At 71.7% G+C, this 26,412-nt stretch carries 30 protein-coding genes; 8 read left to right on the forward strand and 22 right to left on the reverse strand.

Annotated features, from left to right (window positions below; all coding sequences use genetic code 11):
• The first annotated feature begins 36 nt into the window (after positions 1–36).
• Positions 37–1,863, forward strand: coding sequence for an endonuclease/exonuclease/phosphatase family protein (locus ACFYQQ_RS27050; RefSeq protein ID WP_355781702.1), 1,827 nt, complete (start codon positions 37–39; stop codon positions 1,861–1,863).
• 118 nt (positions 1,864–1,981) lie between these two features.
• Here the strand turns inward: ACFYQQ_RS27050 and ACFYQQ_RS27055 are convergent, their stop codons facing one another.
• Positions 1,982–2,716 (reverse strand): SRPBCC domain-containing protein, encoded by a 735-nt coding sequence (locus tag ACFYQQ_RS27055; RefSeq protein ID WP_388905382.1) that lies wholly within the window; start codon positions 2,714–2,716, stop codon positions 1,982–1,984.
• A gap of 68 nt (positions 2,717–2,784) precedes the next feature.
• Positions 2,785–3,417: a helix-turn-helix domain-containing protein gene (locus ACFYQQ_RS27060; protein WP_355786721.1), complete on the reverse strand. Its 633-nt coding sequence runs from the start codon at positions 3,415–3,417 to the stop codon at positions 2,785–2,787.
• Positions 3,418–3,554: 137 nt separating this feature from the next.
• Between ACFYQQ_RS27060 and ACFYQQ_RS27065 the strand changes: the two genes are divergently transcribed.
• Positions 3,555–4,577, forward strand: a complete 1,023-nt coding sequence (locus ACFYQQ_RS27065; protein WP_356175617.1) for a YihY/virulence factor BrkB family protein — start codon at positions 3,555–3,557, stop codon at positions 4,575–4,577.
• 528 nt (positions 4,578–5,105) lie between these two features.
• Here the strand turns inward: ACFYQQ_RS27065 and ACFYQQ_RS27070 are convergent.
• From ACFYQQ_RS27070 to ACFYQQ_RS27085, 4 genes are all read right to left on the reverse strand, one after another.
• Positions 5,106–5,642, reverse strand: coding sequence for a DUF3618 domain-containing protein (locus ACFYQQ_RS27070; protein WP_388905385.1), 537 nt, complete (start codon positions 5,640–5,642; stop codon positions 5,106–5,108).
• The gene (locus ACFYQQ_RS27075; RefSeq protein WP_388905466.1) at positions 5,639–6,052 is read right to left on the reverse strand and encodes a phage holin family protein; all 414 of its coding nucleotides are present in this window, start codon (positions 6,050–6,052) and stop codon (positions 5,639–5,641) included. The genes ACFYQQ_RS27070 and ACFYQQ_RS27075 overlap by 4 nt, the downstream gene beginning before the upstream one ends.
• A gap of 65 nt (positions 6,053–6,117) precedes the next feature.
• Positions 6,118–6,780: a hypothetical protein gene (locus tag ACFYQQ_RS27080; RefSeq protein WP_355782625.1), complete on the reverse strand. Its 663-nt coding sequence runs from the start codon at positions 6,778–6,780 to the stop codon at positions 6,118–6,120.
• Complete coding sequence (locus tag ACFYQQ_RS27085; RefSeq protein WP_355786749.1) at positions 6,777–6,914, reverse strand: hypothetical protein; 138 nt, start codon at positions 6,912–6,914, stop codon at positions 6,777–6,779. The genes ACFYQQ_RS27080 and ACFYQQ_RS27085 overlap by 4 nt, the downstream gene beginning before the upstream one ends.
• Positions 6,915–7,105: 191 nt before the next feature.
• Here ACFYQQ_RS27085 and dapA point away from each other — a divergent pair, with 191 nt between their 5' ends.
• A complete protein-coding gene (dapA, locus tag ACFYQQ_RS27090) occupies positions 7,106–8,050 on the forward strand; it encodes a 4-hydroxy-tetrahydrodipicolinate synthase (RefSeq protein WP_355786751.1) in 945 nt (314 codons plus the stop codon).
• A 107-nt stretch (positions 8,051–8,157) separates the two neighbouring features.
• Here dapA and ACFYQQ_RS27095 read toward each other — a convergent pair whose 3' ends face one another.
• Both ACFYQQ_RS27095 and ACFYQQ_RS27100 read right to left on the reverse strand, forming a co-directional pair.
• Positions 8,158–9,381 carry a WD40 repeat domain-containing protein gene (locus tag ACFYQQ_RS27095; RefSeq protein WP_355786754.1) on the reverse strand — a complete coding sequence of 408 codons (1,224 nt, stop codon included), beginning with the start codon at positions 9,379–9,381 and terminating at the stop codon, positions 8,158–8,160.
• A complete protein-coding gene (locus tag ACFYQQ_RS27100; protein ID WP_355786756.1) occupies positions 9,378–9,935 on the reverse strand; it encodes a SigE family RNA polymerase sigma factor in 558 nt (185 codons plus the stop codon). Before ACFYQQ_RS27100 ends, ACFYQQ_RS27095 begins: the two co-directional genes overlap by 4 nt.
• A 140-nt stretch (positions 9,936–10,075) precedes the next feature.
• Between ACFYQQ_RS27100 and ACFYQQ_RS27105 the strand changes: the two genes are divergently transcribed.
• Positions 10,076–10,579 carry a hypothetical protein gene (locus tag ACFYQQ_RS27105; protein WP_355786759.1) on the forward strand — a complete coding sequence of 168 codons (504 nt, stop codon included), beginning with the start codon at positions 10,076–10,078 and terminating at the stop codon, positions 10,577–10,579.
• Positions 10,580–10,657: 78 nt separating this feature from the next.
• Here ACFYQQ_RS27105 and ACFYQQ_RS27110 read toward each other — a convergent pair whose 3' ends face one another.
• The 12 genes from ACFYQQ_RS27110 to ACFYQQ_RS27165 all read right to left on the reverse strand — a co-directional run bounded on the left by ACFYQQ_RS27110 (position 10,658) and on the right by ACFYQQ_RS27165 (position 20,381).
• On the reverse strand, positions 10,658–11,242 hold the full coding sequence (locus ACFYQQ_RS27110; protein ID WP_355786761.1) for a hypothetical protein: 585 nt from the start codon (positions 11,240–11,242) through the stop codon (positions 10,658–10,660).
• A gap of 329 nt (positions 11,243–11,571) precedes the next feature.
• Positions 11,572–12,561, reverse strand: a complete 990-nt coding sequence (gene dapD, locus ACFYQQ_RS27115; protein WP_355786764.1) for a 2,3,4,5-tetrahydropyridine-2,6-dicarboxylate N-succinyltransferase — start codon at positions 12,559–12,561, stop codon at positions 11,572–11,574.
• Between the two features lie 238 nt (positions 12,562–12,799).
• Positions 12,800–13,336 carry a TetR family transcriptional regulator gene (locus ACFYQQ_RS27120; protein WP_355786766.1) on the reverse strand — a complete coding sequence of 179 codons (537 nt, stop codon included), beginning with the start codon at positions 13,334–13,336 and terminating at the stop codon, positions 12,800–12,802.
• Entirely contained in the window at positions 13,336–13,656 is a 321-nt protein-coding gene (locus tag ACFYQQ_RS27125; protein ID WP_356175633.1) for a multidrug efflux SMR transporter, read from the reverse strand. The genes ACFYQQ_RS27120 and ACFYQQ_RS27125 overlap by 1 nt, the downstream gene beginning before the upstream one ends.
• A gap of 177 nt (positions 13,657–13,833) precedes the next feature.
• Positions 13,834–14,172: a metal-sulfur cluster assembly factor gene (locus ACFYQQ_RS27130; RefSeq protein ID WP_355790821.1), complete on the reverse strand. Its 339-nt coding sequence runs from the start codon at positions 14,170–14,172 to the stop codon at positions 13,834–13,836.
• Complete coding sequence (sufU, locus tag ACFYQQ_RS27135; protein WP_355790818.1) at positions 14,169–14,633, reverse strand: Fe-S cluster assembly sulfur transfer protein SufU; 465 nt, start codon at positions 14,631–14,633, stop codon at positions 14,169–14,171. The genes ACFYQQ_RS27130 and sufU overlap by 4 nt, the downstream gene beginning before the upstream one ends.
• 15 nt (positions 14,634–14,648) lie before the next feature.
• Positions 14,649–15,905, reverse strand: coding sequence for a cysteine desulfurase (locus tag ACFYQQ_RS27140; RefSeq protein WP_355790815.1), 1,257 nt, complete (start codon positions 15,903–15,905; stop codon positions 14,649–14,651).
• Complete coding sequence (gene sufC / locus ACFYQQ_RS27145) at positions 15,902–16,666, reverse strand: Fe-S cluster assembly ATPase SufC (protein WP_355790812.1); 765 nt, start codon at positions 16,664–16,666, stop codon at positions 15,902–15,904. Before sufC ends, ACFYQQ_RS27140 begins: the two co-directional genes overlap by 4 nt.
• Before the next feature lie 7 nt (positions 16,667–16,673).
• Positions 16,674–17,000 (reverse strand): bifunctional 3-phenylpropionate/cinnamic acid dioxygenase ferredoxin subunit, encoded by a 327-nt coding sequence (locus tag ACFYQQ_RS27150; protein WP_355790809.1) that lies wholly within the window; start codon positions 16,998–17,000, stop codon positions 16,674–16,676.
• Positions 17,000–18,181, reverse strand: a complete 1,182-nt coding sequence (gene sufD / locus ACFYQQ_RS27155) for a Fe-S cluster assembly protein SufD (RefSeq protein ID WP_356239080.1) — start codon at positions 18,179–18,181, stop codon at positions 17,000–17,002. Before sufD ends, ACFYQQ_RS27150 begins: the two co-directional genes overlap by 1 nt.
• A gap of 59 nt (positions 18,182–18,240) precedes the next feature.
• Positions 18,241–19,662 (reverse strand): Fe-S cluster assembly protein SufB, encoded by a 1,422-nt coding sequence (sufB, locus tag ACFYQQ_RS27160; RefSeq protein ID WP_355786275.1) that lies wholly within the window; start codon positions 19,660–19,662, stop codon positions 18,241–18,243.
• On the reverse strand, positions 19,659–20,381 hold the full coding sequence (locus ACFYQQ_RS27165) for a metalloregulator ArsR/SmtB family transcription factor (RefSeq protein WP_355786272.1): 723 nt from the start codon (positions 20,379–20,381) through the stop codon (positions 19,659–19,661). Before ACFYQQ_RS27165 ends, sufB begins: the two co-directional genes overlap by 4 nt.
• Before the next feature lie 160 nt (positions 20,382–20,541).
• On the opposite strand from ACFYQQ_RS27165, the gene ACFYQQ_RS27170 reads away from it, so the two are divergent.
• Genes ACFYQQ_RS27170 through ACFYQQ_RS27185 form a run of 4 tightly spaced genes read left to right on the forward strand, consistent with a single transcriptional unit; the run spans position 20,542 to position 24,193 of the window.
• Complete coding sequence (locus tag ACFYQQ_RS27170; RefSeq protein WP_355786270.1) at positions 20,542–21,441, forward strand: AAC(3) family N-acetyltransferase; 900 nt, start codon at positions 20,542–20,544, stop codon at positions 21,439–21,441.
• An 11-nt stretch (positions 21,442–21,452) separates the two neighbouring features.
• The gene (locus ACFYQQ_RS27175) at positions 21,453–22,376 is read left to right on the forward strand and encodes an ABC transporter ATP-binding protein (protein WP_356175643.1); all 924 of its coding nucleotides are present in this window, start codon (positions 21,453–21,455) and stop codon (positions 22,374–22,376) included.
• Complete coding sequence (locus ACFYQQ_RS27180; protein WP_355794178.1) at positions 22,373–23,143, forward strand: ABC transporter permease; 771 nt, start codon at positions 22,373–22,375, stop codon at positions 23,141–23,143. Before ACFYQQ_RS27175 ends, ACFYQQ_RS27180 begins: the two co-directional genes overlap by 4 nt.
• 42 nt (positions 23,144–23,185) lie before the next feature.
• Positions 23,186–24,193: a COX15/CtaA family protein gene (locus tag ACFYQQ_RS27185; RefSeq protein ID WP_356175646.1), complete on the forward strand. Its 1,008-nt coding sequence runs from the start codon at positions 23,186–23,188 to the stop codon at positions 24,191–24,193.
• Positions 24,194–24,241: 48 nt separating this feature from the next.
• Here ACFYQQ_RS27185 and ACFYQQ_RS27190 read toward each other — a convergent pair whose 3' ends face one another.
• Positions 24,242–25,348, reverse strand: coding sequence for an amidohydrolase family protein (locus tag ACFYQQ_RS27190; protein ID WP_356175649.1), 1,107 nt, complete (start codon positions 25,346–25,348; stop codon positions 24,242–24,244).
• 537 nt (positions 25,349–25,885) lie between these two features.
• Positions 25,886–26,239, reverse strand: a complete 354-nt coding sequence (locus ACFYQQ_RS27195; protein ID WP_355794364.1) for a hypothetical protein — start codon at positions 26,237–26,239, stop codon at positions 25,886–25,888.
• Positions 26,240–26,412: the final 173 nt, after the last annotated feature.

Genomic DNA, 26,412 nt, shown 5'->3' on the forward strand with positions numbered 1-26,412 from the left:
TCCCGGCGCTCACGTAACGTCCCCGGAGGGATTCCCTTGCCGAGCAAGAGAACCGCGCGCATCGCCGCGCTGACCGTCGCCGCGGTCTGTTCCACCGTCTCCGCCGTGGTGCTCACCGCACCCGCCCACGCGGACACCGTCCACATCCACGACATCCAGGGCACCACCCGCGTCTCCCCGTTCGCGGGCCAGAAGGTCACGGACGTGACCGGCATCGTCACCGGTGTGCGCACCTACGGCTCGTCGAAGGGGTTCTGGTTCCAGGACCCGGACGCGGACGCCGACCCGGCCACCAGTGAGGGCGTGTTCGTCTTCACCAGCTCCGCCCCGAAGGTCGCCGTCGGCGACAAGGTGACGGTCACGGGCACCGTCTCCGAGTACGTGCCGGGCGGCGCCTCCACCGGCAACCAGTCGCTGACGGAGATCACCAAGCCGACGGTGACCGTGGTCTCCGCGGGCAACGCGGTCCCGGCCGCCACGGTCGTCGACGCCGACTCGGTCCCGGACGCCTACACGGCCGACGGCGACCCCGCCGCGGGCGGTTCGGTCAACGGCCTGCCGCTCCGGCCGGCGGAGTACGCCCTGGACCTCTACGAGTCCCTGGAGGGCATGAACGTCCAGGTCTCCGACGTCCGGGTGGTCACCGCCACCGACCCGTACGCCGAACTGTGGGTCACGGTGAAGCCGCACGAGCACGCCGCCCGTCGCGGCGGCACGGTCTACGGCTCGTACACCTCGCAGAACACCGGGCGGCTGCAGATCCAGTCCCTGGGCGCCGCGGCCGACTTCCCGACGGCGAACGTGGGCGACGAGCTCGCGGGCACCACCTCCGGCCCGCTCGACTACAACCAGTACGGCGGCTACACGCTGGTCGCCGGCAAGCTGGGCACCCTGGACAAGGGCGGCCTGGAGCGGGAGACCACCGACGCGCAGGGCCGCAAGGAACTGGCCGTCGCGACGTACAACGTCGAGAACCTGGACCCGGGTGACACGACGTTCGCGGCCCACGCGTCCGCGATCGTGAACAACCTCCAGTCGCCGGACATCGTGTCGCTGGAGGAGATCCAGGACGACAACGGCGCCAAGAACGACGGTACGGTCTCCGCCGAGCTGACGATGCGCAAGCTGGTCGACGCCATCGCGGCGGCGGGCGGCCCGGCCTACGAGTGGCGCTCCATCGACCCGGTCGACCTCGCCGACGGCGGCGAGCCGGGCGGCAACATCCGGCAGGTGTTCCTGTTCAACCCGGAGCGGGTGTCCTTCACGGACCGCGCGGGCGGCGACGCGACGACCGCCGTCGAGGTCACCAAGGAGCGCGGGAAGGCCGCCCTGACGGTCTCCCCCGGCCGTATCGACCCGGCCTCCGACGCCTGGAAGAGCAGCCGCAAGCCGCTCGCGGGCGAGTTCGTCTTCCGCGGGAAGACGGTCTTCGTGATCGCCAACCACTTCGCGTCCAAGGGCGGCGACCAGTCGCTGCACGGGCAGTTCCAGCCGCCGGTGCGCAGCTCGGAGACCCAGCGCCACCTCCAGGCGACCGCGGTGAACTCCTTCGTCAAGGACATCCTCGCGACGCAGAAGAACGCGGACGTCGTCACGCTCGGCGACATCAACGACTTCGAGTTCTCCGGGACGGCGGAGCTGCTGGAGGGCGACGGCGAGCTCTGGTCGGCGATCAAGTCGCTGCCGAGGAGCGAGCGTTACACGTACGACTACCAGGGCAACAGCCAGGTCCTGGACCAGATCCTGGTCAGCCCGTCGATCCGCAAGGGCTGCGACCTGGAGTACGACAGCGTGCACATCAACTCGGAGTTCTCGGACCAGATCAGCGACCACGACCCGCAGGTGCTCCGCTTCAAGCCGTAGCACCGGCGGCCGGCGGCCTTCGTACGCCGCCACGGCCGCCCACGCGCCGGAGCCCGGCCCCGCGTCAGGGGGCCGGGCTCCTCGCGTCCGGCGGCCCGGAGCAGTCCGGACGGCATTACTAGCCGGCGAAGACTCCGTCGAGCCAGCCCCGCCAGGCCGTCTCGGCGCCCTTGGCGTCGGCACCGGGCGCGAAGTCGTGGACGCTGACGCCGACGGGGGCGCCCCAGTGGTTGCGACCGAAGAAGCGGTAGAGGGCGTCGTCGGTGCGCAGGCCGATGAAGTACGGGTTGCGGTAGTCGACCACGGCGTCCAGGACGCGGCCCTCGGGTCCCTCGGCCCGCACCCGCGCACCCTCGGCGGTGTCGTCGGCGAGACCGAGCGCCCGTCCGACGGCGGCGAAGGCCTCCGGGGCGACGGACGCCTCGGGTCCGTCGAAGGTGGTGAAGGCGACCGGGCGGCCCGCGAAGTGCGTCACGTACTCGCGCAGGGTGTGCAGGTAGAAGTCGGTGTGCTTGGCGGCGCCGTCGTACTGGTTGTCCCAGTCGTCGACGAAGATGCCGCTGTGCACGTAGCGCACCCAGGAAGAGCGCCCGCCGTCGCGGGACTCGATGGTGTGGTCGAGCTGGTTGAGCGTCTGGACGTCGATCCCGTCGACGTCCTCGACACGGCTGGTCAGTCGGTGCGGCGGGTCCCAGGCGGTGATGGTGGCCCCGTAGGGTCCGGTGCCGCCCTCCTTGGGCTCGTACTCCATGGGCCACAGCCAGCCGCCCGTACCGCTGGTGATCGCCTCCCACACCTTCTCGGGCGGGGCCTCGACCTCGAACTCGCGGGCGATCTCGAATTCCTTGGACATGACGGTCACTCCTGCTGTTCGGCCCTGGGCGGGCACTCGGGGGGCGGGTCGGACGGCGGTGGCGGCGCTCATGACGGCGCCCCGATCTCCGGCGCGGGCGGTTCGTCGGCACCGGTGCCGGGTCTGACCGTGGGGTGGACGGCGAGGACGATGCGGTGGTCCCGCCCGCCCTGCGCGTCCGGGTCGTGGTACTTGCGGACGAGGGCGCCGACACCCTGCGTCAGCTCCTCGATGAACGCGGCGCGGTCGGCGGCGGAGGCGAAGGTCACCTCGCCGTCGAGGGCGTAGGTGGCCAGGCGCTTGCGCGCCTTCGCCGCACCGGTGATCAGTGACCCGACGTCCCGGACGAGCCGGGCGCCGAGCGCGAGCAGCCACCGCGCGGACAGCTGGTCCCGGAAGCGGTCGGGGTCGGGCTGCACGGCGGCGAGAGCGAGCGGCGAGATGACGTACGACGCCGCGGTCGCGCGCATCAACCGCTCGGTGACGTTGCCCTTGCGGCGCTCGCCCGCGAGCTCGACCAGGCCGTGCCGCTCCAGGGTCTTCAGGTGGTAGTTCACCTTCTGGCGGGGCAGCCCGACCCGCCCCGCCAGCATGGCGGCCGACGCCGGGCCGGCCGCCAGCTCCGCCAGCAGCCGGGCCCTCGTCGGGTCCAGGGAGGCGGCGGCGGCCTCTGCGTCCTCGATCACGGTCACGTCCAGCATGCCTCCACGGTCTCACCGAAAAATTAATTTGTCCAGGCGACTCGGATTGTCGGCGGGCCGCGCCCCGCCGGGCACCGAAGCAGGATTCGGCTTCCCGGGGCGGCTTCACGGCGCCGTTTCGGGAGACACGTCAGGTCATGGACGAGAAGCGACCGGATCCGGAGAGAGAGGGGCTGACCGAGAAGGACAGCCCCTCCGAGTTGCCCGCGCACTCCTGGTGGGCGGTGGTGCGACGCACGGCGAAGGAGTTCATGGACGACGAACTCTCCGACCGGGCGGCCGCGTTGACGTACTACGGCGTGCTGTCGATGTTCCCCGCGCTGCTGGTGCTGGTGTCCCTGCTGGGCGTGGCCGGACAGCGCACCACGGACAAACTCCTCGACAACGTCGGCGACCTGGCCCCCGGGCCGGCCCGCGACATCCTGCACGACGCGGTCGTGCAGCTGGGCGACAGCGGCGGCACGGGGAGCGTGCTCGCGATCGTCGGCCTGCTCTTCGCCCTGTGGTCCGCGTCAGGTTACGTCGCCGCCTTCATCCGCACCTCGAACGCGGTGTACGACCTGCCGGAGGGGCGCCCCGTCTGGAAGGTCACCCCGCTGCGGCTGATCCTGACCATCGCCCTGATGGTGATGCTCGCGGTGAGCGCCATGATCGTCGTGTTCACCGGTCCGCTGGCCGAGCGGGCGGGCACCGCGGTCGGGCTCGGCGACGCGGCGATCACCGCCTGGTCGATCGCCAAGTGGCCCGTACTGCTGGTACTGGTGATCCTGATGATCGCCCTGCTGTACTGGGCGGCCCCCAACGTCCGTGACCGCGGATTCCGTTGGGTGAGCCCCGGCAGCGTCCTCGCCACGCTCGTCTGGCTGGCCGCCTCCGCCGGGTTCGCCCTCTACGCGGCCAACTTCGGTTCCTACAACAAGACGTACGGCGCGCTCGCGGGCGCCATCATCTTCCTCGTGTGGCTCTGGCTGACGAACCTGGCGATCCTGCTGGGCCTGGAGTTCGACGCGGAACTCGCCCGCCAGCGCGCGATCACCGGAGGTCAGCCGGCCACCGAGGAGCCCTACGTGGAGCCGCGGGACACCCGCAAGTGGCCGCCGCGGCTGCGGGCCCTCCGGGAGGCCCGGGCGCGGGCGGCGCAGGGCGGCAGGACGGGCTGAGGCGGCGCCGCACCGGACGCGGGTGCCGTCCGGCGGCGCCACCGTACGCGGCGACGGCGGCGGGACCTGGTCGGTCCCGCCCGTCGCCGCTCGTCGTCGCGGCCGCCGCGCCTACGTCCGCACCCCTGCCGGCGTCGCGATGCCCGACGCGCCGCTCCCGCACCCGCACCACGGTCGCGATGCCCGGAGCCGCTCCCGTACCCCCACCGTCACGATGTCCGACGCGGCTCCCAAGTCCCCGCCACCGGGCGACACCCTCGTCCCAGCCACCATCGCGATGCCCGCCGCCCCCGCACCCGCCGCCGTCGCGATGCCCGGCGCCGCTTCAACGCCCCACCACCGGCGCGACGCCCGGCGTTGCTCCCAAGTCCCCGCCTTCCGCGCCCGGTTCGGCTGCTACGCCTCCACCTCCCGCCCCCACTCACGACGAAGCGCCAGTGCCGTGGTTCTCAGGGGCACTGGCGCGGTGTCGCGCGCTTGGTGGCGTCCGGGTCGGCGCCGGCAGGGGGCCCGCCGGTGCCGCCGGTGTCAGTGGTGTCCGTTGTGGCGCCGCAGCATCAGGGAGACCGCGAGGATCACGCCCGCGCCGATCAGGACGGGGCCGGGGTGCCGACGTCCGGCCTGGACGACGGTGGACGCCGCGTTGCGCACCGGCTCCGGCATGTTCTCCTGCACGACGTGACCGCACTGGGCGGCCTTGCCCTGCACGACGTGTCCGGCCTGGGCGGCCTTGGTCTGCACGACCTGGCCCGCCTGGCCGGCGGTGCCCTTCATCTGGACGGTCATGGCGCCGGCCTTGTCCTTGAGGTCGGCGGCGCGGGCCCGGGCGCGGGCCTTCACGTCTGCCTTCGCGGCGAGTTCCTCGACCGTGTCGCCGAGCCGGCTCCTGGTCTCCTCGATCTGCCGCCGCAGCTCCTCGGGGCCCTTGGCGCCCACCGACTCCGGGGCGTCCGAACCGGGCTTGGCGCCCGCGGTGGCCCCGGCGGTGTCAGTGCCCGGCTGCACACCGGGGACCTGTGCTCCGGCCGCCTTCGCGGCGTCCGCGCCCGTCTTGTCGTTCGTCATCGATGCGCCCTTTCCTTGATCTCGTCGACATCGGCCTTGACGCTGTCAAGCGCCCGTTCGGGTGTGGGCGGAGTGGCCTGGCGCAGCTGTGCCCGGCCCATGGCCGCCAGTACTCCGGCGATCACGAAGAGCACCGCCGTCACGATGAGCGCCGCGGCCCACACCGGCAACACCAGGGAGAGGGCGGCCACGCCGGTGCCGGCCAGGGCCATCAGCCCGACGTAGCCGACGGCGCCGGCCGCGCCGATCATCCCGCCGCCCTTGCCCGCGCGCCGGCCCTTCTCGGCCAGTTCCTCCTTGGCCAGGGTCATCTCCTGGCGTACGAGCTGGGAGAGCTGCTCGGTGGCCTGCCCGACGAGCTCGCCCACCGACTGATTCCCGTGTTCGTCCCGCACGGGCCTGCTGTTCATGATCCCGGTCACGGTGTCCCGCCTCCTCTCGCTTGAGGAGGGCCGGGTACCCGGACCGGCGGGGGCTACCCCTGCGGTCCCCGTTCGTCCAGACGCGCCAACTGGCTCTGGAACACGTCGAGCCGCGCCTGGAGGAACGCGGCCTCCGCGACCAGCTCGCGCAGGCCCTGTTCGGCGGGCGGGAGAGCCATCCCGTCGGCCGCTCGTACCCTCAGCCCCTCACCGGCGAGGCGGGCGAATCCGGCGAGCGACAGCGACGTACGGCCGCGTACGCATCCCGCGCACGCCGCCGTGAGCGCGAGCCACCCCGGGCGCCCCCAGGCCGCGTCGGCGAGGGCCACGGCCGTGGCTCCGCAGGCACAGGGGCCGACGGTGGCGGTCCGGACCCGCTGGCGGGCGTACCGGAATCCGTGTTCGAATCGGATGTAGGCGCCGAGGACCGAAACCTCCAGCAGGACCGCCGCCCGGTGCTCGGCGGTGCACAGCAGGGCCCGGGCCGCGGCGCGGTCGTGCACGCAGTGGAAGCCGCAGTCGCAGCGGCGGTGGGGTGCACGGTGGCGCCGTCCGTAGACGCAGCGCGCCTCGTCCAGCACTCCGTACGGCAGCGCGCCGCCGAGCGAGACGCCGGTGAACCCGGCCCGGGTGCCGTCCTGGGACAGCACCGGGTGGGCGATCTTGTATCCGGTCGGCGGCTCCGTCGGGCGTTCCTCGGGGAGCCGCAGCCTCATCGGGCGACCGGGACCTCTTCGGGCGACGGAGCGTCGATCTCCTCCATGGCCTCGGCGACCCGGAGGTCGGCCTCCTGCTCGGTGGTGCCGGTCTCCTCCGCGACTCCGGTGGCGAGTGCCTTGCCCAGCCTCATCGTGCCTCCCGTGACCTGCCGTCGACTCCGACTCCGTCATGGTGACCCATGAGGGGCCCGCTTGGCACCAGTGCCTCCCGCCCTCACTGCCGCGACTGTGTAGTGAACGCGCCCAATATCTCGTAGCAGAATTAAGTGGAGCTTCACTGTCCGGGTGCCGAGACTGTCGGTATGAGCACACAGGACACCGCATGAGTACGCAGGCCACCGTTCCTGGCACCGCCCCGGGCACCGCACGGGTGGCACCCGGCGCCCCCTTCGGCCGCGCGCTCTGCGCGATGGTCACCCCGTTCGACGAGAGCGGCGCGTTAGACCTCGACGGAGCACGGCGGCTCGCCGTCCGGTTGATCGCCGAGGGGTGCGACGGCCTGGTGCTCTCCGGCACCACGGGTGAGTCGCCGACGACCTCGGACGCGGAGAAGTCCGCGCTCGTGCGCGCGGTGCGCTCGGCGGTCGGCCCGCACGTGCCGGTCGTCGCGGGGGTGGGCACCGCCGATACGCGGCACACCGTGGAACTGGCCCTGGCGGCCGAACAGGCGGGCGCGGACGGGCTGTTGGTCACCGCGCCCTACTACAGCAGGCCGCCCCAGGACGCCGTCGAGGCCCACTTCCGGGACGTCGCCGACGCCTGCGGACTGCCGATCGTGCTCTACGACATCCCCGGCCGCACCGGGACCCGGATCGAACCGGCGACGATGATCCGGCTGGCGGAGCACCCCCGGATCGTGGCGGTCAAGGACTGCGCGTACGACCTCCTCGGCACCCAGAAGGTGCTGGCGCACACGGAGTTGGCGTTCTACGCGGGCTGCGACGAGCAGGTCCTCGCCCTGTACGCGATCGGTGGCGCGGGATACGTGTCCACGGTCGCGAATGTGGCGCCCCGTCAGTTCCGTTCCGTGCTCGACGCGTTCGACGCCGGTGACACGGCGGAGGCGGCGCGCAGGCAGCGGCTGACCATCGGGCTGACCGAGCTGATGATGTCCGCGGGGCTGCCCGGAGCGGTCACCGCGAAGGCGCTCCTCGCCCGGCTCGATCTGCCCTCCGGACCGGTCCGCGCGCCGCTGCGGCCCGCCGGGCGCGAGGCGGCCGACGGGCTGCTGGCCGCGTACGAGCGGCTGGTCGCCGAGGTGTCCTGACGGGTGGGGCCGACCCCCGTCCGCCCCCACCGTCCTGACGGGCCGGGCCGGTCCCCGGCCAGCCCGGCCCCTCGGCTCCCGACACCCGCCCCGCGTCGCCCGACGCGTCAGCGCCGGGCGAAGACCGGTGTCCAGCGCCCGCCCCCGCTCTCGTCGCCCTTGCGGAAACCACTGAGCGGGACGACCTTGTCGCTGCCGATGGTGACGAGCATCAGCCGGTTGTGGAACTCGTTGGTCCCGGGCTCGATGTCCCAGGCGATGAGCCGCTTGTTGTCGACCCAGGCCAGCAGCTGCTGGCCGTGCACCTTGGCCACCCTCTTGCCGGTGTAGGGGTCGAGGATCTCGGAGGCCGTGGTCTTCGCCCCGCCCGCGAAATCCCCGGCCGCGAGCTTGCCGTCGGGCGAGAGCCGCGCCTGGACGTACCAGTGGAGGTACTTCTCCTTCGCGGGCTCGGGGACCTTGTTGCCCTTGAGGTCGTAGTACTGCTCGGAGGGCTCGGAGGTGAGCCCCGAGTAGACCAGTCCGGCGTCGGCGCTGAAGGAGAAGTCCTGGCGGGGGTTGACGCCCCCGGATTCCGACGTCTCCTTCTCCACCCCGCCCCAGGAGCTCGTGCCGGAGCCCACGTCGACGACGTAGAAGCCGGTGCGGTGCGACTGGTCGTAGGACGGCATCCAGTCGTTCTTCTTGCCGTCGCCGTCGCTGTCGTAGTCCGCCTTGTAGACCAGGTCGGGGTTCTCGGAGTACGTCGTCGCGACCAGCTTGCCGCCGTCGGGCGAGAACTCGACGGACCCGACGCCGCGGGCGGCCGGGATCCAGCGCTCGACCTTGCCGGTGAGCAGGTCCAGCACGCCGATCCGCTTCGCGGGCAGCTTCTTCTCCAGGACGGCGGCGGTGCGCATCCCCGGCGCGACGCTGACGAAGGACCACTTGGCCGTCTTCACGTACTTGCCGGTCTTCTGGTCCAGCAGGGAGTACGTACGGGTGTTGACGGCCGTCTTCGCGCTCCGCTCGACCCGGTGCAGGGTGTAGTAGGCGGCCAGCGCGGTGTCGCCCGCCGCGATCAGGTCCCTGGGCGGGGTCTGGCCGGGGTGGGCGATGATGTCGCTGCGGTTCATCTCGCTCGCGAGGCGCACCTCGTCCTTGCCGGAGCCGAGCAGCGGCACCGCCACGGCGACGGTGACCACGGCGGCGGTGGCCGCGGCGGCGGACGCGAAAGCCCGCGTGCGGCGGCGGCGCACGGCCAGCACCCGATCGGCGAACTCCGCGCCGAGCGGCGGCTGTTCGAGGGCCTGCTCGCGGAGCGACTCGCGTACCAGTTCTTCGACGTTCACGGGCGCGCCTCCATCGGCGAGAAGTCACGGGACGGCCGCTCTTCGCCGTCGGCCGGCGCCAGGGGGGCGAGTTCGGGGGCGAGGGCGCGCAGCCGGGCGAGGGAGCGGTGCGTCGTGGACCGCACGGTTCCGACGGAGCAGCCCAGGAGCCGGGCCACGTCGGCCTCCGGCAGGTCCTCGAAGTAGCGCAGCACCAGCACGGTGCGCTGCCGGGCGGTGAGCCGGGCGAGCGCCCCGCGCATCAGCAGGCGCAGGTCGGCCGCGGCGGAGGTGTCCGCGTCCGCCGTCCCCTCCGGCGGCTCGGCGACGCTCAGTTCACGGCGCGGCCACTTCAGCCTCCAGCGGCTGATCTGCTGCCGGTAGAGGATCTGCCGTACGTACGCCTCGGGTTCGTCGATGCGGTGCCAGCGGCCGGCCGCCTTGATCAGGGCGTTCTGCAGCAGGTCCTCGGCCGCGTGCCGGTCCCCGCCGCTGAGGAGCACGGCCGTCTTCAGCAGCGCGGACGACCGGTTCGCCACGAACTCCCGGAATCGTTCCTGCCCTTCGGCATCCATCGTCACCTTCTCTTTCCCCGGCCGGGCATGTGCCCGTCCCCTCTGCCCCGTGTGACGCTCCGGACGGGCCCCCGCTATGCCTGCGCCCGCGAGAAAGAACCTTCCGGTGCGCCGGCCGCCCGCTGCCGTACGTTGGCGGGGTGAGCAGACCCCTGCTGTTCCTCGATGTGGACGGCCCCCTCAACCCGTACGCGGCGGGGCCGCGGCGTCCGCCCGAGGGTTACACCACGATCCTGGTGGCCCTGCGGCCCGGCCGCCCCCTACGGGTGTGGCTCCACCCCGGCCACGGGCGGGCGCTGCTCGGTCTCGGCTTCGACCTGTGCTGGGCCACTACGTGGATGGACGCCGCCAATCGGTGGATCGCTCCCGTCGTCGGCCTGCCCGAGCTGCCGTACGTCGACTTCGGGGACACGCTGCTGACGGAGCGGCCGGACGGCGTCCACCGGAAGACGGAGGCGATCCTCACGTACGCGGGACGGCGCCCGTTCGCATGGGTGGACGACGAACAGAGCCCGGCGGACACCGCGTACGTGGCCGCCCGCCATCCGGGCCCCGCCCTCCTGCACCACGTGAACCCGCGCACCGGCCTGCGCGAGGGCGACTTCGAGACGCTCGCACGGTTCGCCGCGGCCGCCCCCGGCTGACGACCGAGCGCCCTCCCGCACGGACGACGGAAGGGCGCTCGGTATCACGCACGGTGTGGGTGCGGCCCGCTGTCGGCGTCAATCTCTGGTCGGCAACGGCTCGTGACGGTGCCAGATCAGGTACCGGTCCTCGCGGCGCAGCTCCGCGGAACCCCACTCGATGCGCATGACGCCCTTCTCCATCGAGCAGGCGTAGGCGACAAGGACGAGCCGTACGTCTTCCGGAAGCAGCTCCAGGTCTGGATGCACCTCGGAGTCATCGAGTTCTCCCCAGTCCAGGTCGAATGCCTGCTGCCTGGGAGGTGGGCCGTGGCGTCGGATCAGGTCTGCTCGGAAGCCCGTGGCTCGACGGAGACGTGCGGCCGTGACGGGTACGTCCTTCTTCGCGTAGCGGAGGGGGTAGATCAGGTGGCCGCGGACGAGCATGAGCGTGCGCCCTTGCAGGCGCACGGCTTCCCCGAGCCCGGAGATACCGGCGGCCAGTTCCTCGTACTGCACCGCGTAGAGGCCGTGTCCGTAGGCTTCGAGCGTCTGCGTGTGGACGCCCTCGTGCCCGGTCCGGGCACGGTCATGAGCGCGGAGGAGGCAAGCCGGGATGATGTCGGCCAGCTCACCGGCGATGTCCCCGAAGGTCTCACGTGCCCATTCACTGGCTGAACCCACGACGTACCACCCCTCCGTGACGGTCCTGCAGCAAGCACCGAGCAGCGTCCACCTGAACCGTGCTGCGCCCGGGCGAGTCACACAAGGTCGCAACCAGCGCACAGAGGGAGCGCACACCACCTGAACAGGGTTCACCGCACGCACCGCTCCCGTGCCGACAGCAGCGGACGTCCTCCCGGCACGCTGCTGGGGAAGGCGAACGCCCTCCCCGGCCGTCCTCGGGCCATGGAAGGGCGCTCAATGGTGGTCAACGTCGACAGCTACCGGCAACTCGGCGGCAGGTCGGGGCGTTGACCGATGAGGTGGCCGCAAGTCACGGCCGCCTGTGGTCAGTTGTGGCTGTGGAGCACGTCGTTCAGGCCGCCCCAGACCGCGTTGTTCGGGCGGGCCTCGACCGTGCCCGTGACCGAGTTGCGGCGGAAGAGGATGTTCGAGGCGCCCGAGAGCTCGCGGGCCTTGACGATCTGGCCGTCGGGCATCGTGACGCGGGTGCCGGCGGTGACGTACAGACCGGCCTCCACCACGCACTCGTCGCCCAGCGCGATCCCCACGCCGGCCTCCGCGCCGACCAGGCAGCGCTCGCCGATGGTGATACGGACGTTGCCGCCGCCGGAGAGGGTGCCCATCGTGGAGGCGCCGCCGCCGATGTCCGAACCGTCGCCGACGACGACGCCGGCCGAGATGCGGCCCTCGACCATCGACGTGCCGAGCGTGCCCGCGTTGAAGTTCACGAAGCCCTCGTGCATGACGGTCGTGCCCTCGGCGAGGTGCGCGCCGAGCCGGACGCGGTCCGCGTCGGCGATGCGGACGCCCTTCGGGGCGACGTAGTCGGTCATGCGCGGGAACTTGTCGATGGACGTCACCTGGAGGTGCAGGCCCTCGGCACGGGCGTTCAGGCGGGCCTTCTCCACGTCGTCCACGGCGACCGGGCCGAGCGAGGTCCAGGCGACGTTGGCGAGGTGGCCGAAGATGCCGTCCAGGCTCTGGCCGTGCGGCCGCACCAGCCGGTGCGAGAGCAGGTGCAGGCGCAGGTAGACGTCGTGGGCGTCGGTCGGCTTCTCTTCGAGCGAGGCGATGACCGTACGGACCGCGACCACCTCGACGCCACGGCGGGCGTCGGGCCCGATGGCCTTGGCGGCGCCCTCGCCGAGCAGCTCCACGGCACGCTCGGCGGACAGCCGCTCGGTGCCGGCCGGGCCGGGCTCGGCGGACAGTTCGGGGGCGGGGAACCAGGTGTCGAGGACGGTGCCGTCGGCGGTGAGGGTGGCGAGCCCGGCGGCGACGGCGCCGGTGGTGCGAGTAGCAGTCGTGTCGGTCATGAGGGCAACCTAACCGGCCGAGGGCCGCGGAGGCGAACCCGTGCGCGGGGCGTCTCAGAGACCGGGCCGGCCGGACCACCGGCGACCACTCCCCCGCCGGCCGGGGCGCCCAGGAAACACCGGTCCCCCTCTGCGCCACCGACGGATCACCCGGGCCGCCCGCCGCAGCCCACCCCGTCGGCCCGCGCCCGTGCTCACGCCCCGCCCCGGCCCACCACCCACCGACCCCACCCACCCCTCACCGAACAACCCGAGCCAGCACCTCCCGCGCGTACTCCTCGTCGTACGACGCCCCGGTCAGCAGCACCTGGAGGCAGATCCCGTCGACGAGGGCGACGAGGGCCCGTGCCGTGAGCGGGTCCGTGCGGCGGGCGAGCCGTTCGGTGAGGTCCTCGCACCACTCGGCGGCGACCGGCCGAAGCGCGGGGCGGCGCAGCGCGGCGAGGTACAGCTCGTACTCCAGCTCGACGCCCGTGCGGTCCCCGGCCAGCCACTCCCCCAGAAGTCCGGCGAGTTCGGCGGCCAGGTCGGCCCGGGTGTCCTCCAGGTCGCCGCGCGAGACCAGCACCTTCGCGAAGCCCTCGTTGGCCTGGCGCAGCGCGGCGACCAGCAGTTCGTCGAGGGTGGCGAAGTGGTAGGTGGTGGAGCCGAGCGGCACGTCGGCCTCGGCGGCGACGGAGCGGTGGGTCAGCCCCGCGATGCCCTTGGCGCCGACGACGCGGATCGCCGCCTCGACGATCCGACCGCGCCGCTCCGGGTCGTGGCGGCGGGCCATCAGTGGGCCCCGCCCAGGTTCAGCACGACGACCCCGGCGATGATCAGCGCGATGCCGGTGAGCTTGGCCGCGGTGAGGCCCTCGCCCAGGAAGAGCATCCCGATGGCGGCGATGACGGCGGTCCCGGCACCCGCCCAGATGGCGTACGCGGTGCCGACCGACACCGTCTTGAGGGTCTGCGCCAGCAGCGCGAACGCGACGACGTAGCCGAGGAGCGTCACCAGCGACGGCCAGAGTCTGCTGAAGCCCTCGCTGTACTTCATGGCGGTCGTGGCGGCCACCTCGGCGGCGATGGCCCCGGCGAGCAGCACGTATCCCATGCGGGCGAGGGTACCCGTCGTTTGTGTACGCGCGTACACAACGACGGACACCCTCGGAGCCGTCGGCGACCGCGGGCGGGACCTGGGATCGGGAATCGGCCCGGACGGGAAATGCGCGACGCGCACACGGACGAGGCCCCCGGCGGGATGCCGGGGGCCTCGTTCACGGGGTGTGGATCAGACGTTGAACCCGAGCGCGCGGAGCTGCTCGCGCCCGTCGTCCGTGATCTTGTCGGGGCCCCACGGGGGCATCCAGACCCAGTTGATGCGCAGTTCGTTGACGATGCCGTCCGTGGCGGACTTCGCCTGGTCCTCGATGACGTCGGTCAGCGGACAGGCCGCGGACGTCAGCGTCATGTCGATCGTCGCGATGTTCGCGTCGTCGATGTGGATGCCGTAGATCAGGCCGAGGTTGACGACGTCGATGCCCAGCTCGGGGTCGACGACGTCGTACAGCGCCTCACGGACTTCCTCTTCCGAGGCCGGCTTCGTCGTCAGGGTCTCGTTCTCGCTCATGCCGTCTTCCTCTCGGCGCTCTCGCCCAGTGCCTGGGCCGTCGCGTCCTTCCATGCCATCCAGCTCAGGAGGGCGCATTTGACCCGGGCCGGGTACTTGGAGACGCCGGCGAACGCGACCGCGTCCTCCAGCACCTCCTCCATCGCGTCGTCCGGCTCGATCCGGCCCTTGGACTGCATCAGCTCCAGGAAGGTCTCCTGGACCTTCTGCGCCTCGGACAGCCCCTTGCCGACGAGAAGCTCGTTCAGCACGGAGGCCGAGGCCTGGCTGATCGAGCAGCCCTGGCCCTCGTACGAGATGTCCGCGATCTGCTCGCCGTCGTACTTCACGCGCAGCGTGATCTCGTCGCCGCACGTGGGGTTGACGTGGTGCACCTCGGCGTCGCCATCCCGGAGACCGCGCCCGTGCGGGTGCTTGTAGTGGTCCAGGATGACTTCCTGGTACATCGAATCAAGCTTCACGACTCAGCCAGCTCCTCAGCCGAAGAAGTTCCGTACGTGCTCCAGGCCGTCGACCAGGGCGTCGATCTCGGAAGGCGTGGAGTACAGATAGAACGACGCTCGCGTGGTCGCAGGAATTCCGTACCGCAGGCAGACCGGGCGCGCGCAGTGGTGTCCGACCCGGACGGCGATGCCCTGCTCGTCCAGGACCTGGCCCACGTCGTGGGGGTGGATGTCACCCAGCGTGAACGAGATCGCGGCACCGCGGTCCTCGGCCGTCGTCGGGCCGATGATCCTGAGGTCGGGGACCTCCGCGAGCCGCCGTACCGCGTACTCGGTGAGCGCGTGCTCGTGGGCGAGGATCTTGTCCATGCCGATCGAGCTCAGGTAGTCGATGGCCGCGCCGAGACCGACCGCCTGGGCGATCGGGGGCGTGCCCGCCTCGAACTTGTGCGGAGCGGGAGCGTACGTCGACGAGTGCATCGACACCGTCTCGATCATCTCGCCGCCGCCGAGGAACGGGGGCAGGTCCTCCAGCAGCTCCTGGCGGCCCCACAGGACGCCGATGCCGGTCGGGCCGCACATCTTGTGTCCGGTGAAGGCGACGAAGTCGGCCTGCAGCGCCTGCACGTCCAGCGGCATGTGCGGGGCGGCCTGCGAGGCGTCGATGAGGACCAGCGCGCCGACCTCCTGGGCGCGGCGCACTATCGCCTCGACCGGGTTGACCGTGCCCAGGATGTTGGAGACCAGCACGAAGGAGACGATCTTCGTCTTCTCGGTGATGACCTCCTCGATGTCGGACAGGTCGAGGCGGCCGTCGTCGGTGAGCCCGAACCACTTCAGCTTCGCGCCCGTGCGCTGCGACAGCAGCTGCCACGGGACGATGTTGGAGTGGTGCTCCATCTCCGTGATGACGATCTCGGTCTCGTGGTCCACGCGGTAGGGCTCGTCGGCCCAGCCCAGCATGTTGGCCACGAGGTTGAGCGACTCGGAGGCGTTCTTGGTGAAGATCACCTCGTCGCGGCTCGGCGCGTTGATGAAGGCGGCGACCTTGTCGCGCGCGCCCTCGTACAGCGCCGTGGCCTCCTCGGCGAGCACATGCACACCGCGGTGGACGTTGGCGTTGTAGCGCTCGTAGTAACCACTGAGGGCGTCGAGCACCTGGCGCGGCTTCTGCGAGGTCGCCGCGTTGTCCAGGTACACGAGCTTCTTACCGTCGTGGACCTGCCGGTCCAGGATGGGGAAGTCCTTGCGGATCGCCTCGGTGTCGAGGAGGCCCGGCAGCTGCGTCACGCGGATACGCCACCCTTCGTGTAAGCCTCGTAGCCCTCGTTCTCCAGCTTGTCGGCGAGCTCGGCGCCGCCGGACTCGACGATGCGGCCGGCCGAGAAGACGTGGACGAAGTCGGGCTTGATGTAGCGCAGGATGCGCGTGTAGTGCGTGATCAGCAGGGTGCCGACCTCGCCGGTCTCGCGGACGCGGTTGACGCCCTCGGAGACGATGCGGAGCGCGTCGACGTCCAGACCGGAGTCCGTCTCGTCGAGGATCGCGACCTTCGGCCGGAGCAGTTCGAGCTGGAGGATCTCGTGGCGCTTCTTCTCGCCGCCGGAGAAGCCCTCGTTGACGTTGCGCTCGGCGAAGGCGGGGTCCATGTTGAGGCGCTCCATGGCCTCCTTGACCTCCTTCACCCAGGTGCGCAGCTTGGGGGCCTCGCCGCGGATCGCGGTGGCGGAGGTGCGCAGGAAGTTGGAGACCGAGACGCCGGGGACCTCGACCGGGTACTGCATCGCCAGGAACAGGCCGGCGCGGGCGCGCTCGTCGACGGACATCTCCAGGACGTCCTCGCCGTCGAGGGTGACGGTGCCGCCGGTGATCGTGTACTTCGGGTGACCCGCGAGCGAGTAGGCGAGCGTGGACTTGCCGGAGCCGTTGGGGCCCATGATGGCGTGCGTCTCGCCCTGCTTCACGGTGAGGTCGACGCCCTTGAGGATCTCCTTCGTGGCGTTGTCGGCCTCGACGGTGACGTGCAGGTCTCGGATTTCAAGCGTTGCCATGGGTGCCTCAGGACTCCTGGGAGAGGGAGACGAGCACGTCGTCCCCTTCGATCTTTACGGGGTATACGGGGACGGGGCGCGTCGCGGGAAGGCCGGACGGCTTGCCGGTGCGGAGGTCGAAGGCGGAGCCGTGCAGCCAGCACTCGATCTGGCAGTCCTCCACCTCGCCCTCGGAGAGCGAGACGTTCGCGTGCGAGCAGATGTCGTTGATCGCGAACACCTCGCCCTCGGTGCGCACCACGGACACCGGCGTGCCGTCGAGTTCCACCCGTTTGGGGGTGTCCTCCTCCAGCTCGCTCAGCGCACAGGCGCGTACGAAGGACGCAGCAGTCATCAGACCGACGCCTCCAGCTCCTCGTCGATACGGGCGAGGAGGCGCTCCTGGATGTCGGCGACCCCGATCTGCTGGACCAGCTCGGCGAAGAAGCCGCGGACCACCAGACGGCGGGCGTCGTCGGCCGGGATGCCGCGGGCCATCAGGTAGAAGAGCTGCTCGTCGTCGAAGCGGCCGGTCGCCGAAGCGTGGCCGGCGCCGACGATCTCGCCGGTCTCGATCTCCAGGTTCGGCACGGAGTCGACGCGGGCGCCGTCGGTCAGAACCAGGTTGCGGTTCATCTCGTAGGTGTCGGTGCCCTCGGCCTTGGCCTCGATGAGGACGTCACCGATCCACACCGCGTGGGCGCCGTCGCCCTGGAGCGCGCCCTTGTAGGCGACGTTCGACTTGCAGTGCGGGGTGTTGTGGTCGACGAGGAGGCGGTGCTCCTGGTGCTGGCCGGCGTCGGTGAAGTACAGGCCGAACAGCTCGGCCTCGCCGCCGGTGCCGGCGTAGGCCACGCGCGGGTGCAGCCGTACGAGGTCGCCGCCGAAGGTGACGACGAACGACTTCAGGGTGGCGTCCCGGCCGATCAGCGCGTTGTGCTGGGCCACGTGGACGGCCTTGTCGTCCCAGTCCTGGACGGAGACGACGGTCAGCTTGGCGCCGTCGCCGAGGACGTACTCGACGTTGGCGGCCAGTACGGCGTCACCGGTGTGGTCGATGACGACGACGGCCTCGGCGAAGGCTCCCAGCTCGATGACCTGGTGGCCGTAGGCGACACCGCCCTGGCCGTGCACGGCGATGCGGATCGGCTCGGTGAGCACCGTCTCCTTGGGGACGGTGACGACACCGGCCTTCTCGAACGCCGAGTAGGCCTGGGCGGCGACACGGTCCACCGGGGTGCCGGCCCGGCCGAGGCGGGCGTCGTCACGGCCGACCGCCTCGACGGTGACGCCCTCGGGGGCCTGGACGTCGACCTTCACGCCCTCGCCGGTGGCGACCGCGGTGCCGTCGTGCAGTCCGCGCAGGCGCTCCAGCGGGGTGAACCGCCACTCCTCCTCGCGGCCGTGCGGGACCGGGAAGTCCTGCACGTCGAAGGAGGGGGGCGCGCTCATGCGCGTGGCGACGGTCGACTCGGCGGCCACCGCGATCTGGCCGGCGGTGGTGGACCCCACCGGGATATTCGTAGCCTCAGCCATGGCTGTCGGTCTGCTCTCTTTCCTACGTCAGAAAATTGCCGCTGCTGTCAGGACGGGTCTCAGCCGACCGCGCCTTCCATCTGCAGCTCGATCAGCCGGTTGAGTTCGAGGGCGTACTCCATGGGGAGTTCCTTCGCGATCGGCTCGACGAAGCCGCGCACGATCATGGCCATCGCCTCGAACTCGGAGAGACCGCGGCTCATCAGGTAGAAGAGCTGGTCCTCGGAGACCTTGGAGACGGTCGCCTCGTGGCCCATGGACACGTCGTCCTCGCGGACGTCCACGTAGGGGTACGTGTCGGAGCGGGAGATCGTGTCGACGAGCAGCGCGTCGCACAGCACGTTGGACTTCGAGCCGTGGGCACCCTCACCGATCTCGACGAGACCGCGGTAGGAGGTGCGGCCGCCGCCGCGCGCCACGGACTTGGAGACGATGTTGGACGACGTGTTCGGCGCCATGTGGACCATCTTGGAGCCGGCGTCCTGGTGCTGGCCCTCGCCCGCGAAGGCGATGGAGAGGGTCTCGCCCTTGGCGTGCTCGCCCATCAGGTAGACGGCCGGGTACTTCATGGTGACCTTGGAGCCGATGTTGCCGTCGATCCACTCCATGGTCGCGCCCTCGTACGCCACGGCGCGCTTGGTGACCAGGTTGTAGACGTTGTTCGACCAGTTCTGGATGGTCGTGTAACGGCAGCGGGCGCCCTTCTTCACGATGATCTCGACCACCGCGGAGTGCAGGGAGTCCGACTTGTAGATCGGCGCCGTGCAGCCCTCGACGTAGTGGACGTAGGCGTCCTCGTCGACGATGATCAGCGTCCGCTCGAACTGGCCCATGTTCTCCGTGTTGATACGGAAGTAGGCCTGGAGCGGGATCTCGACGTGCACGCCCTTGGGGACGTAGATGAACGAGCCGCCGGACCACACGGCGGTGTTCAGCGAGGCGAACTTGTTGTCACCGACCGGGATGACGGTGCCGAAGTACTCCTTGAAGAGCTCCGGGTGCTCCTTCAGGGCCGTGTCGGTGTCCAGGAAGATGACGCCCTGCTCCTCCAGGTCCTCGCGGATCTGGTGGTAGACGACCTCGGACTCGTACTGGGCCGCGACACCGGCGACGAGGCGCTGCTTCTCCGCCTCGGGGATGCCGAGCTTGTCGTACGTGTTCTTGATGTCCTCGGGCAGGTCCTCCCAGGACTCCGCCTGCTTCTCCGTGGAGCGCACGAAGTACTTGATGTTGTCGAAGTCGATGCCCGACAGGTCCGAGCCCCAGTTCGGCATGGGCTTCTTCTCGAACAGGCGCAGGCCCTTGAGACGGAGCTTGGTCATCCACTCCGGCTCGTTCTTCTTCGACGAGATGTCGCGGACGACGTCCTCGTTGATGCCGCGCTTCGCAGAGGCGCCGGCCGTGTCGGAGTCGGCCCAGCCGTATTCGTACTTGCCCAGACCCTCGAGTTCGGGGTGAGCAGTCTCCGTGGGGAGAGTCATGCGGGGTTCCTCCCGGCCGTGCTTGCAGATGCGTTGTCAGTGGTCTGGGAAATCTTGGGGATGAAGGTGGTGCACACACCGTCGCCGTGGGCGATGGTGGCCAGCCGCTGCACATGCGTACCGAGCAGCTGGGAGAAGATCTCGGTCTCCGCCTCGCACAGCTGCGGGAACTGCTCGGCGACGTGGGCGACCGGGCAGTGGTGCTGGCAGAGCTGCTCGCCGACCGGTGCGCTGCGCGCCGTAGCAGCGTACCCGTCCGCACTCAGGGCCCTGGCCAGCGCTTCGGTGCGCTCTTCGGGGGTCGCGGCCTCGATGGCTTCGCGGTACGCCCCGGCCTGTGCGGCGATCCTGGCGCGGGCGAAGGCGACGATCGCCTCGTCACCGCCCTCGCGCTCGGCGATCCAGCGGAGCGCGTCCGCGGCGAGCTTGTCGTAGGACTGGTCGAAGGCGTCCCGGCCGCAGTCGGTGAGGGCGAAGACCTTCGCGGGGCGTCCGCGCGTGCGTGCGCCGTAGACGCGCTGCTCGCGGGCTTCGACGACGGTGTCGGCGACGAGTGCGTCGAGGTGGCGGCGGACGGCGGCCTGCGTGAGTCCGAGCCGCCCGGCGAGGTCGGCCACGGTGGACGGGCCGTGGTCCAGGATGGAGCGCGCGACCCGGTTGCGGGTGGACCGCTCACCGGTCGCGAGTTCCTCCTGCGGAGCCTCGCCAACCTTTTTCACAACGCCATTGTTGCGTAATTCCTTTGAGCCTGACAACCCGCCCCCCTCGGGGCGGACGGTGCGCTGCGTCACTTAGGTATACCTAACATGACCTGCGGAAACGATCTTTGATCGATCAATACGGTGGTAATCCCCGAGGCGGTCCACCAGACTGCCGGACGTGCCCATACCGCCTCCGACCGGCCCACTCGTCACCCGCACCGACGTCGCCGAGCAGCTGCGAGCGCTCGGTGTCCGCCCCGGCGAGACCCTCCTCGCGCACTCCTCCCTCAGCTCGCTCGGCTGGGTCTGCGGCGGGGCCCCGGCCGTCGTCCTGGGACTGCTGGACGCGCTCGGTCCGGAGGGAACCCTGGTGGTCCCCACCCAGACGGGTGACTTGTCCGACCCCGCGCTGTGGGCGAACCCACCGGTCCCCGAGGAGTGGTGGGCCGCCATCCGGGCGACGATGCCCCCGTACGACCCGCGCGTGACGCCCAGCCGGGGGGTCGGCGTGATCCCGGAGACCGTGCGCACCTGGCCCGGCGCGCTGCGCAGCGCGCACCCGCAGACCTCGTTCGCCGCCGTGGGGCCGCGCGCGGCGCAGGTGATCGAGGGGCACGCCCCGGACTGCCGCCTCGGCGAGCGCAGCCCGCTGGCCCGCCTGGAGGCCATGGACGCCCGGGTCCTGCTGCTCGGCGCCGGATACGACGCGTGCACCGCCTTCCACCTGGCCGAGTACCGCATTCCCTCGCCCCTGGCCGAGGTGGGGCGGCCGGTGACCGGGCCCGACGGGGAGGCGCGCTGGGAGGTGGTGACCGAGGTGTCGGTCAGCTCGGAGCGCTTCGACGAACTGGGCGCCGACTTCGAGCGGGACCGCACGGTCGTACGCGGCCGGGTGGGCGCCGCCGAGACCCGGCTGTTCCCGGTGGCCGCCGCCGTGGCGTACGCGCAGCGGTGGCTGGCGCTGCACCGCCCGCGCGAGGAGTGGATCACCGGGGAGCCGTCGCGGGGCCGCGCGGGAACGTCCGGGGCCCCCGGGGTCGTGGCCCCCGCCCGCCGCGGCACCCGGTCGCGTCCCTAGACTTGCGCCTCATGCGAAGCGAGCCCGTCGTCCAGGTCCAGTCCCTGGTGAAGCGGTACGGCAAGAAGACCGCGGTGGACGGCCTCGACCTGGTGGCCGGGGCGGGCATCACCGCCGTCCTCGGACCCAACGGCGCGGGCAAGACCACCACCGTCGAGACCTGCGAGGGGTACCGCAAGCCGGATTCCGGCAGCGTGCGCGTCCTGGGGCTCGACCCGGTCCGGGACTCCGCCCGGCTGCGTCCGCGGATCGGGGTGATGCTCCAGTCCGGCGGTGTGTACTCGGGCGCGCGCGCCGAGGAGATGCTCCGCCACGTGGCCCGGCTGCACGCGCACCCGCTGGACGTGGACGCGCTGATCGAGCGGCTCGGACTGGGCGGCTGCGGCCGGACGACGTACCGCCGGCTGTCCGGCGGCCAGCAGCAGCGGCTCGCGCTCGCCATGGCCGTCGTCGGCCGCCCCGAGCTGGTCTTCCTCGACGAGCCCACCGCGGGCCTCGACCCGCAGGCCCGCCGCGCGACCTGGGACCTCGTCCGCGATCTGCGCGCGGACGGCGTCTCCGTCATCCTCACCACGCACCACATGGACGAGGCCGAGGAACTCGCCGACGACGTCGCGATCATCGACGCCGGCCGGGTCGTCGCGCAGGGCTCGCCCGACGAGCTGTGCCGCGGCGGCGCCGAGAACACCCTGCGCTTCAGCGGCCGCCCCGGACTCGACGTGGGGTCCCTGCTCAAGGCCCTCCCGGCGGACTCGACGGCGGCCGAGCTGACGCCGGGCGCGTACCGGGTGGGCGGCAAGGTCGATCCGCAGCTGCTGGCGACGGTCACCTCCTGGTGCGCGCAGCACGGGGTGATGCCGGAGAAGATCTCCGTCGAACGCCACACCCTCGAAGACGTCTTCCTGGAACTCACGGGCAAGGAGCTGCGCGGATGAGCGCCGCCGGTACGTACTCCCCGCGGCCGGGAGCCGCGCCGCTCCCCCGGATGATCGGCGCGCAGGCGGCCCTGGAGACGAAGATGCTGCTGCGCAACGGCGAGCAGCTCCTCCTCACGGTCGTCATCCCGACGCTGCTGCTCGTCCTGTTCAGCACGGTGGACATCGTCGACACGGGCAAGGGCGAGGCCGTCGACTTCCTCGCGCCGGGCATCCTCGCGCTGGCGGTGATGTCGACCGCGTTCACCGGGCAGGCCATCGCGACGGGCTTCGAGCGCCGCTACGGGGTCCTGAAGCGGCTCGCCGCCTCCCCGCTGCCGCGCTGGGCGCTGATGACCGCGAAGACGGCGTCCGTGCTGGTCACCGAGATCCTCCAGGTGATCCTGCTGACCGCGATCGCGCTGGCGCTCGGCTGGTCCCCGCACGGCAACCCGCTGGCCGTGCTGCTCCTGCTCGTCCTCGGCACCGCCGCCTTCTCCGGGCTCGGGCTGCTGATGGCCGGCACGCTGAAGGCGGAGGCAACGCTGGCCGCCGCCAACCTCGTCTTCCTGCTGCTGCTGGTCGGCGGCGGCGTCGTCGTCCCGCTCGACAAGTTCCCCTCCGGGGCGCAGGACGTGCTCGGGCTGCTGCCGATCTCCGCCCTGTCGGACGGTCTGCGGGACGTGCTCCAGCACGGCGCCGGGATGCCGTGGGGGGACCTGGGGATCCTCGCCGTCTGGGCGGTCGTGGGGCTCGGCGCGGCTGCCCGATTCTTCCGGTGGGAGTAGAGACCTCCCCCTCGTGAAGGCGTGCACAAGCCTCCGCCTACGATGGTGCACGTGCCAAACGTGACCCGAGCCGACGTGGCCCTCGCCGCGCGCAGTCCGCTCGCCTTCATCGCCGAACACTGGACCCCCACGCCCCGGACGGTGCGGCGGGCGGCCCTCGCCGCCCTCGTCATGGCGGTGGTCATCGTGGTCACCGGCGGCGCCGTGCGGCTGACCGGCTCCGGGCTCGGCTGCCCGACCTGGCCCAAGTGCACGGACGACTCGCTGACCACCACCAGCGCGATGGGCCTCCACGGCGTCATCGAGTTCGGCAACCGGATGCTGACCTACGTGCTGTGCGCCGCGGTCGGCTGGGCGATCATCGCGGCCCGCTCGCAGAAGCCGTGGCGGCGCGGCCTCACCCGGCTCGGCTGGGCGCAGTTCTGGGTGGTCATGGGCAACGCGATCCTCGGCGGGATCGTCGTCCTGGTCGGCCTGAACCCGTACACGGTCGCCGCTCACTTCCTTCTCTCCACGGCACTGATCGCGGTCGCCACGGTGATGTGGCAGCGCACCCGGGAGGGCGACGCCGAGCCGCGCCCGCTGGTCGGCAAGGCCGTGCAGCAGCTCGTGTGGTTCCTGGTCGCCGCGTCCGTGCTGCTGATCGCGGTCGGCACCGTCGTCACCGGCGCGGGTCCGCACGCGGGGGACTCCAGCGACGTCGACCGCATGCCGCTGGACTGGGAGACCGTGACCAAGCTGCACGCCGTGCTGGCCTGGATCGTGGTGACACTGACGTTCGCACTGTGGTTCGTCCTCAAGGCCGTCGACGCCCCCAAGGGCCCGCTGGACCGCACCCGCGACCTGTTCCTGATCCTCCTCGGACAGGGCGTCATCGGCTACGTCCAGTACTTCACGGACCTCCCCGAGGCGCTGGTCGGCCTGCACATGCTGGGCTCCTGCCTGGTGTGGATCGGCGTCCTGCGCGTGCTGCTGGCGCTGCGCGAGCGGCCCGACGCCGTGGCGGACGTCCCCGGTCCCTCGGCGGAATCGGCACTCACGCGCGCGTGAGCCGCGTCCCGCGCCCGCGGGACGCACGCTCCCGCACCGCCGGGACGCTCACTCCAGGGCGTACACCCGCCGGGCGTTGCCCGCCGCGATGAGGCCGGCCACCCGCTGCGCGTCCGCGAGCGACCAGGCCCCCTCGGCCACCCAGGTGCCGAGCACCCGCGCGAGCGCCTCGCGGAACAGGCGGGCGCCCACCACGTGGAGTTCGGGCAGGCCGTGGGCGCCGCTGGAGAAGAGCAGCTTGCCGAAGGGCGCGAGCTCCAGGATCTCCGCGAGCACCGCGGCCGCCCGTGCCCCGGTGCGCACCAGCGCGGCACCGAGGTCGGCGTACACGTGCGGATAGACGCCGGCGAGATGGGCCGCGTGACGGTGGTACGGGTAGCCGTGCAGCAGTACGAGGTCGGTGCCGAGCCCGGCGGTGGCGCGGGCGAAGTCGGTGAGCAGGGCCGGGTCGGTGCGGTCGATGCGCAGGCCGGGCTCGCCCACGCCCGCGTGGAGCTGGAGCGGCAGTCCCGAGGCCACGGCGATCCACAGCAGGTGCCGCAGCAGGACCGGGTCGCTCAGCTCACCGCCCACGCGCCGCCCGGCCAGCCAGCGGCCCGCCGCACCCCGCACCTCCCCCGGTCCCGGTGGCTCCGGTGCCAGCGCGAGGCCGTGCCGCATGCCGGCCACGGAGGTGAAGGCGACGGCGTTCGAGGCCGCGCCGTGCACGGACTCCGCGAGGTTGGCGAGGAACGACTCGACGGTGCCTGAGGTGTCGGCGACCTGCTCGGCGAGCAGCTCCAGCCGGACCACCTCGTGGGCATCAGCCGCCCCCGCCGAGGCCATCTCGCCGGGACCCGTGAGGTCGCCGGGCAGTCCGGTGTCGACGAGGTACGTCGTGATGCCGCTGCCCCGCAGGAGCCTGCGGCCCGACTCCAGGACGCCCAGTTCTCGGCGCCGGGCGAGGTAGTGCGCCGGCGGACAGTGCGGTTCGAGGCCGAGCAGGGGCGGGCACCAGCGGCGTACCGCGAAACCAGTCTGCGTGTCGAAGAAGGTGGTGCCGGGGGCGGCGGGGCCCTCGGTGCGGGAGAGATGGGCCTCGAAGGTGCCGAGGCCCAGCTCCGTGCGGAGCACTCCGTGGCAGTACTGGTCCACGAGGGACGGCGTTTCGATCATCCGGGCTCCCGTGTGTGGACCGTGCTTACTCAGGTCCTAACGGGTGAGGCGGGTTCAGGTGTTGCTGGCGCACACCCCGTGCGAAGGCGCTCCGCTTTGTCACCTGTTCTTGGGGGTGCGCCGGGGTTTCCGCCGGGGGGCGGAGGGGCGTGTTCCCGGCGGGGGGCGCCGTTCCTTGCGCCCCCTTACGGGGTGCGTCTGGCTCTTCGGGTGCGGGTGGGTGGGGGTTGGGCGCGCCGTTCCCCGCGCCCCTTGCGGGGCTGCGCCCGGGACTTCGGGTGCGGGTGGGTGGGGGTTGCGCGCGCCGTTCCCCGCGCCCCTTACGGGGCTGCGCCCGGGACCTTGGGTGCGGGTGGGTGGGGGTTGCGCGCGCCGTTCCCCGCGCCCCTTACGGGGCTGCGCCCGGGACCTTGGGTGCGGGTGCGTAGGGGCTGGGCGCGCCGTTCCCCGCGCCCCTTACGGGGCTGCGCCCGGGACCTTGGGTGCGGGTGCGTAGGGGCTGGGCGCGCCGTTCCCTGCGCCCCTTGCGGGGCTTGCTCAGCTGGTGGGGTTGCCCAGTTGGAGGCCTGCCATGCGCTTCCACTCGTAGGGGCCCGTTTCGACCTTGGCGGCGAACTCGCCGTCGAACTCCTCGTGGACGGTGATGCCCGCCTTCTTCACGGCCTGCTCGGCGATCGCGTGGGTGGGGGCCACCACGTCGCCCCAGCCGCCGTCGGCGCCGACGAGCACGATCCGGGCTCCGCGCTGCCCGAGGTACTCGACGTGGCCCTCGGTGCCGCCGTGCGCCTTGGCGAAGGCGGCGATCTCCTTGGCGAGCCGGGCGGCCCTGCGCTCGGCCTTGGCGTCCTGCTTGGCGCCGGTGCTCTCGTCAACCTGCTCGGTGTCTGCCATGGCCAGGATGCTACCGACGGGTAGATCAAACGGCGACGGGCGGGGGGGGGGGGGGGGGGGCCCCCCCCCCCCCCCCCCCGGCGGGGCCCCCCCGCCCCCCGCCCCCCCGGGGGGCCCCCCCCCCCCCCCCCCCAACCCCACCCCCAGGGGGGAAACCACAGGGACAACCCCCC

It is taken from the genome of Streptomyces sp. NPDC005496 (assembly GCF_042872045.1).
In the GTDB taxonomy this organism is placed as follows: domain Bacteria; phylum Actinomycetota; class Actinomycetes; order Streptomycetales; family Streptomycetaceae; genus Streptomyces.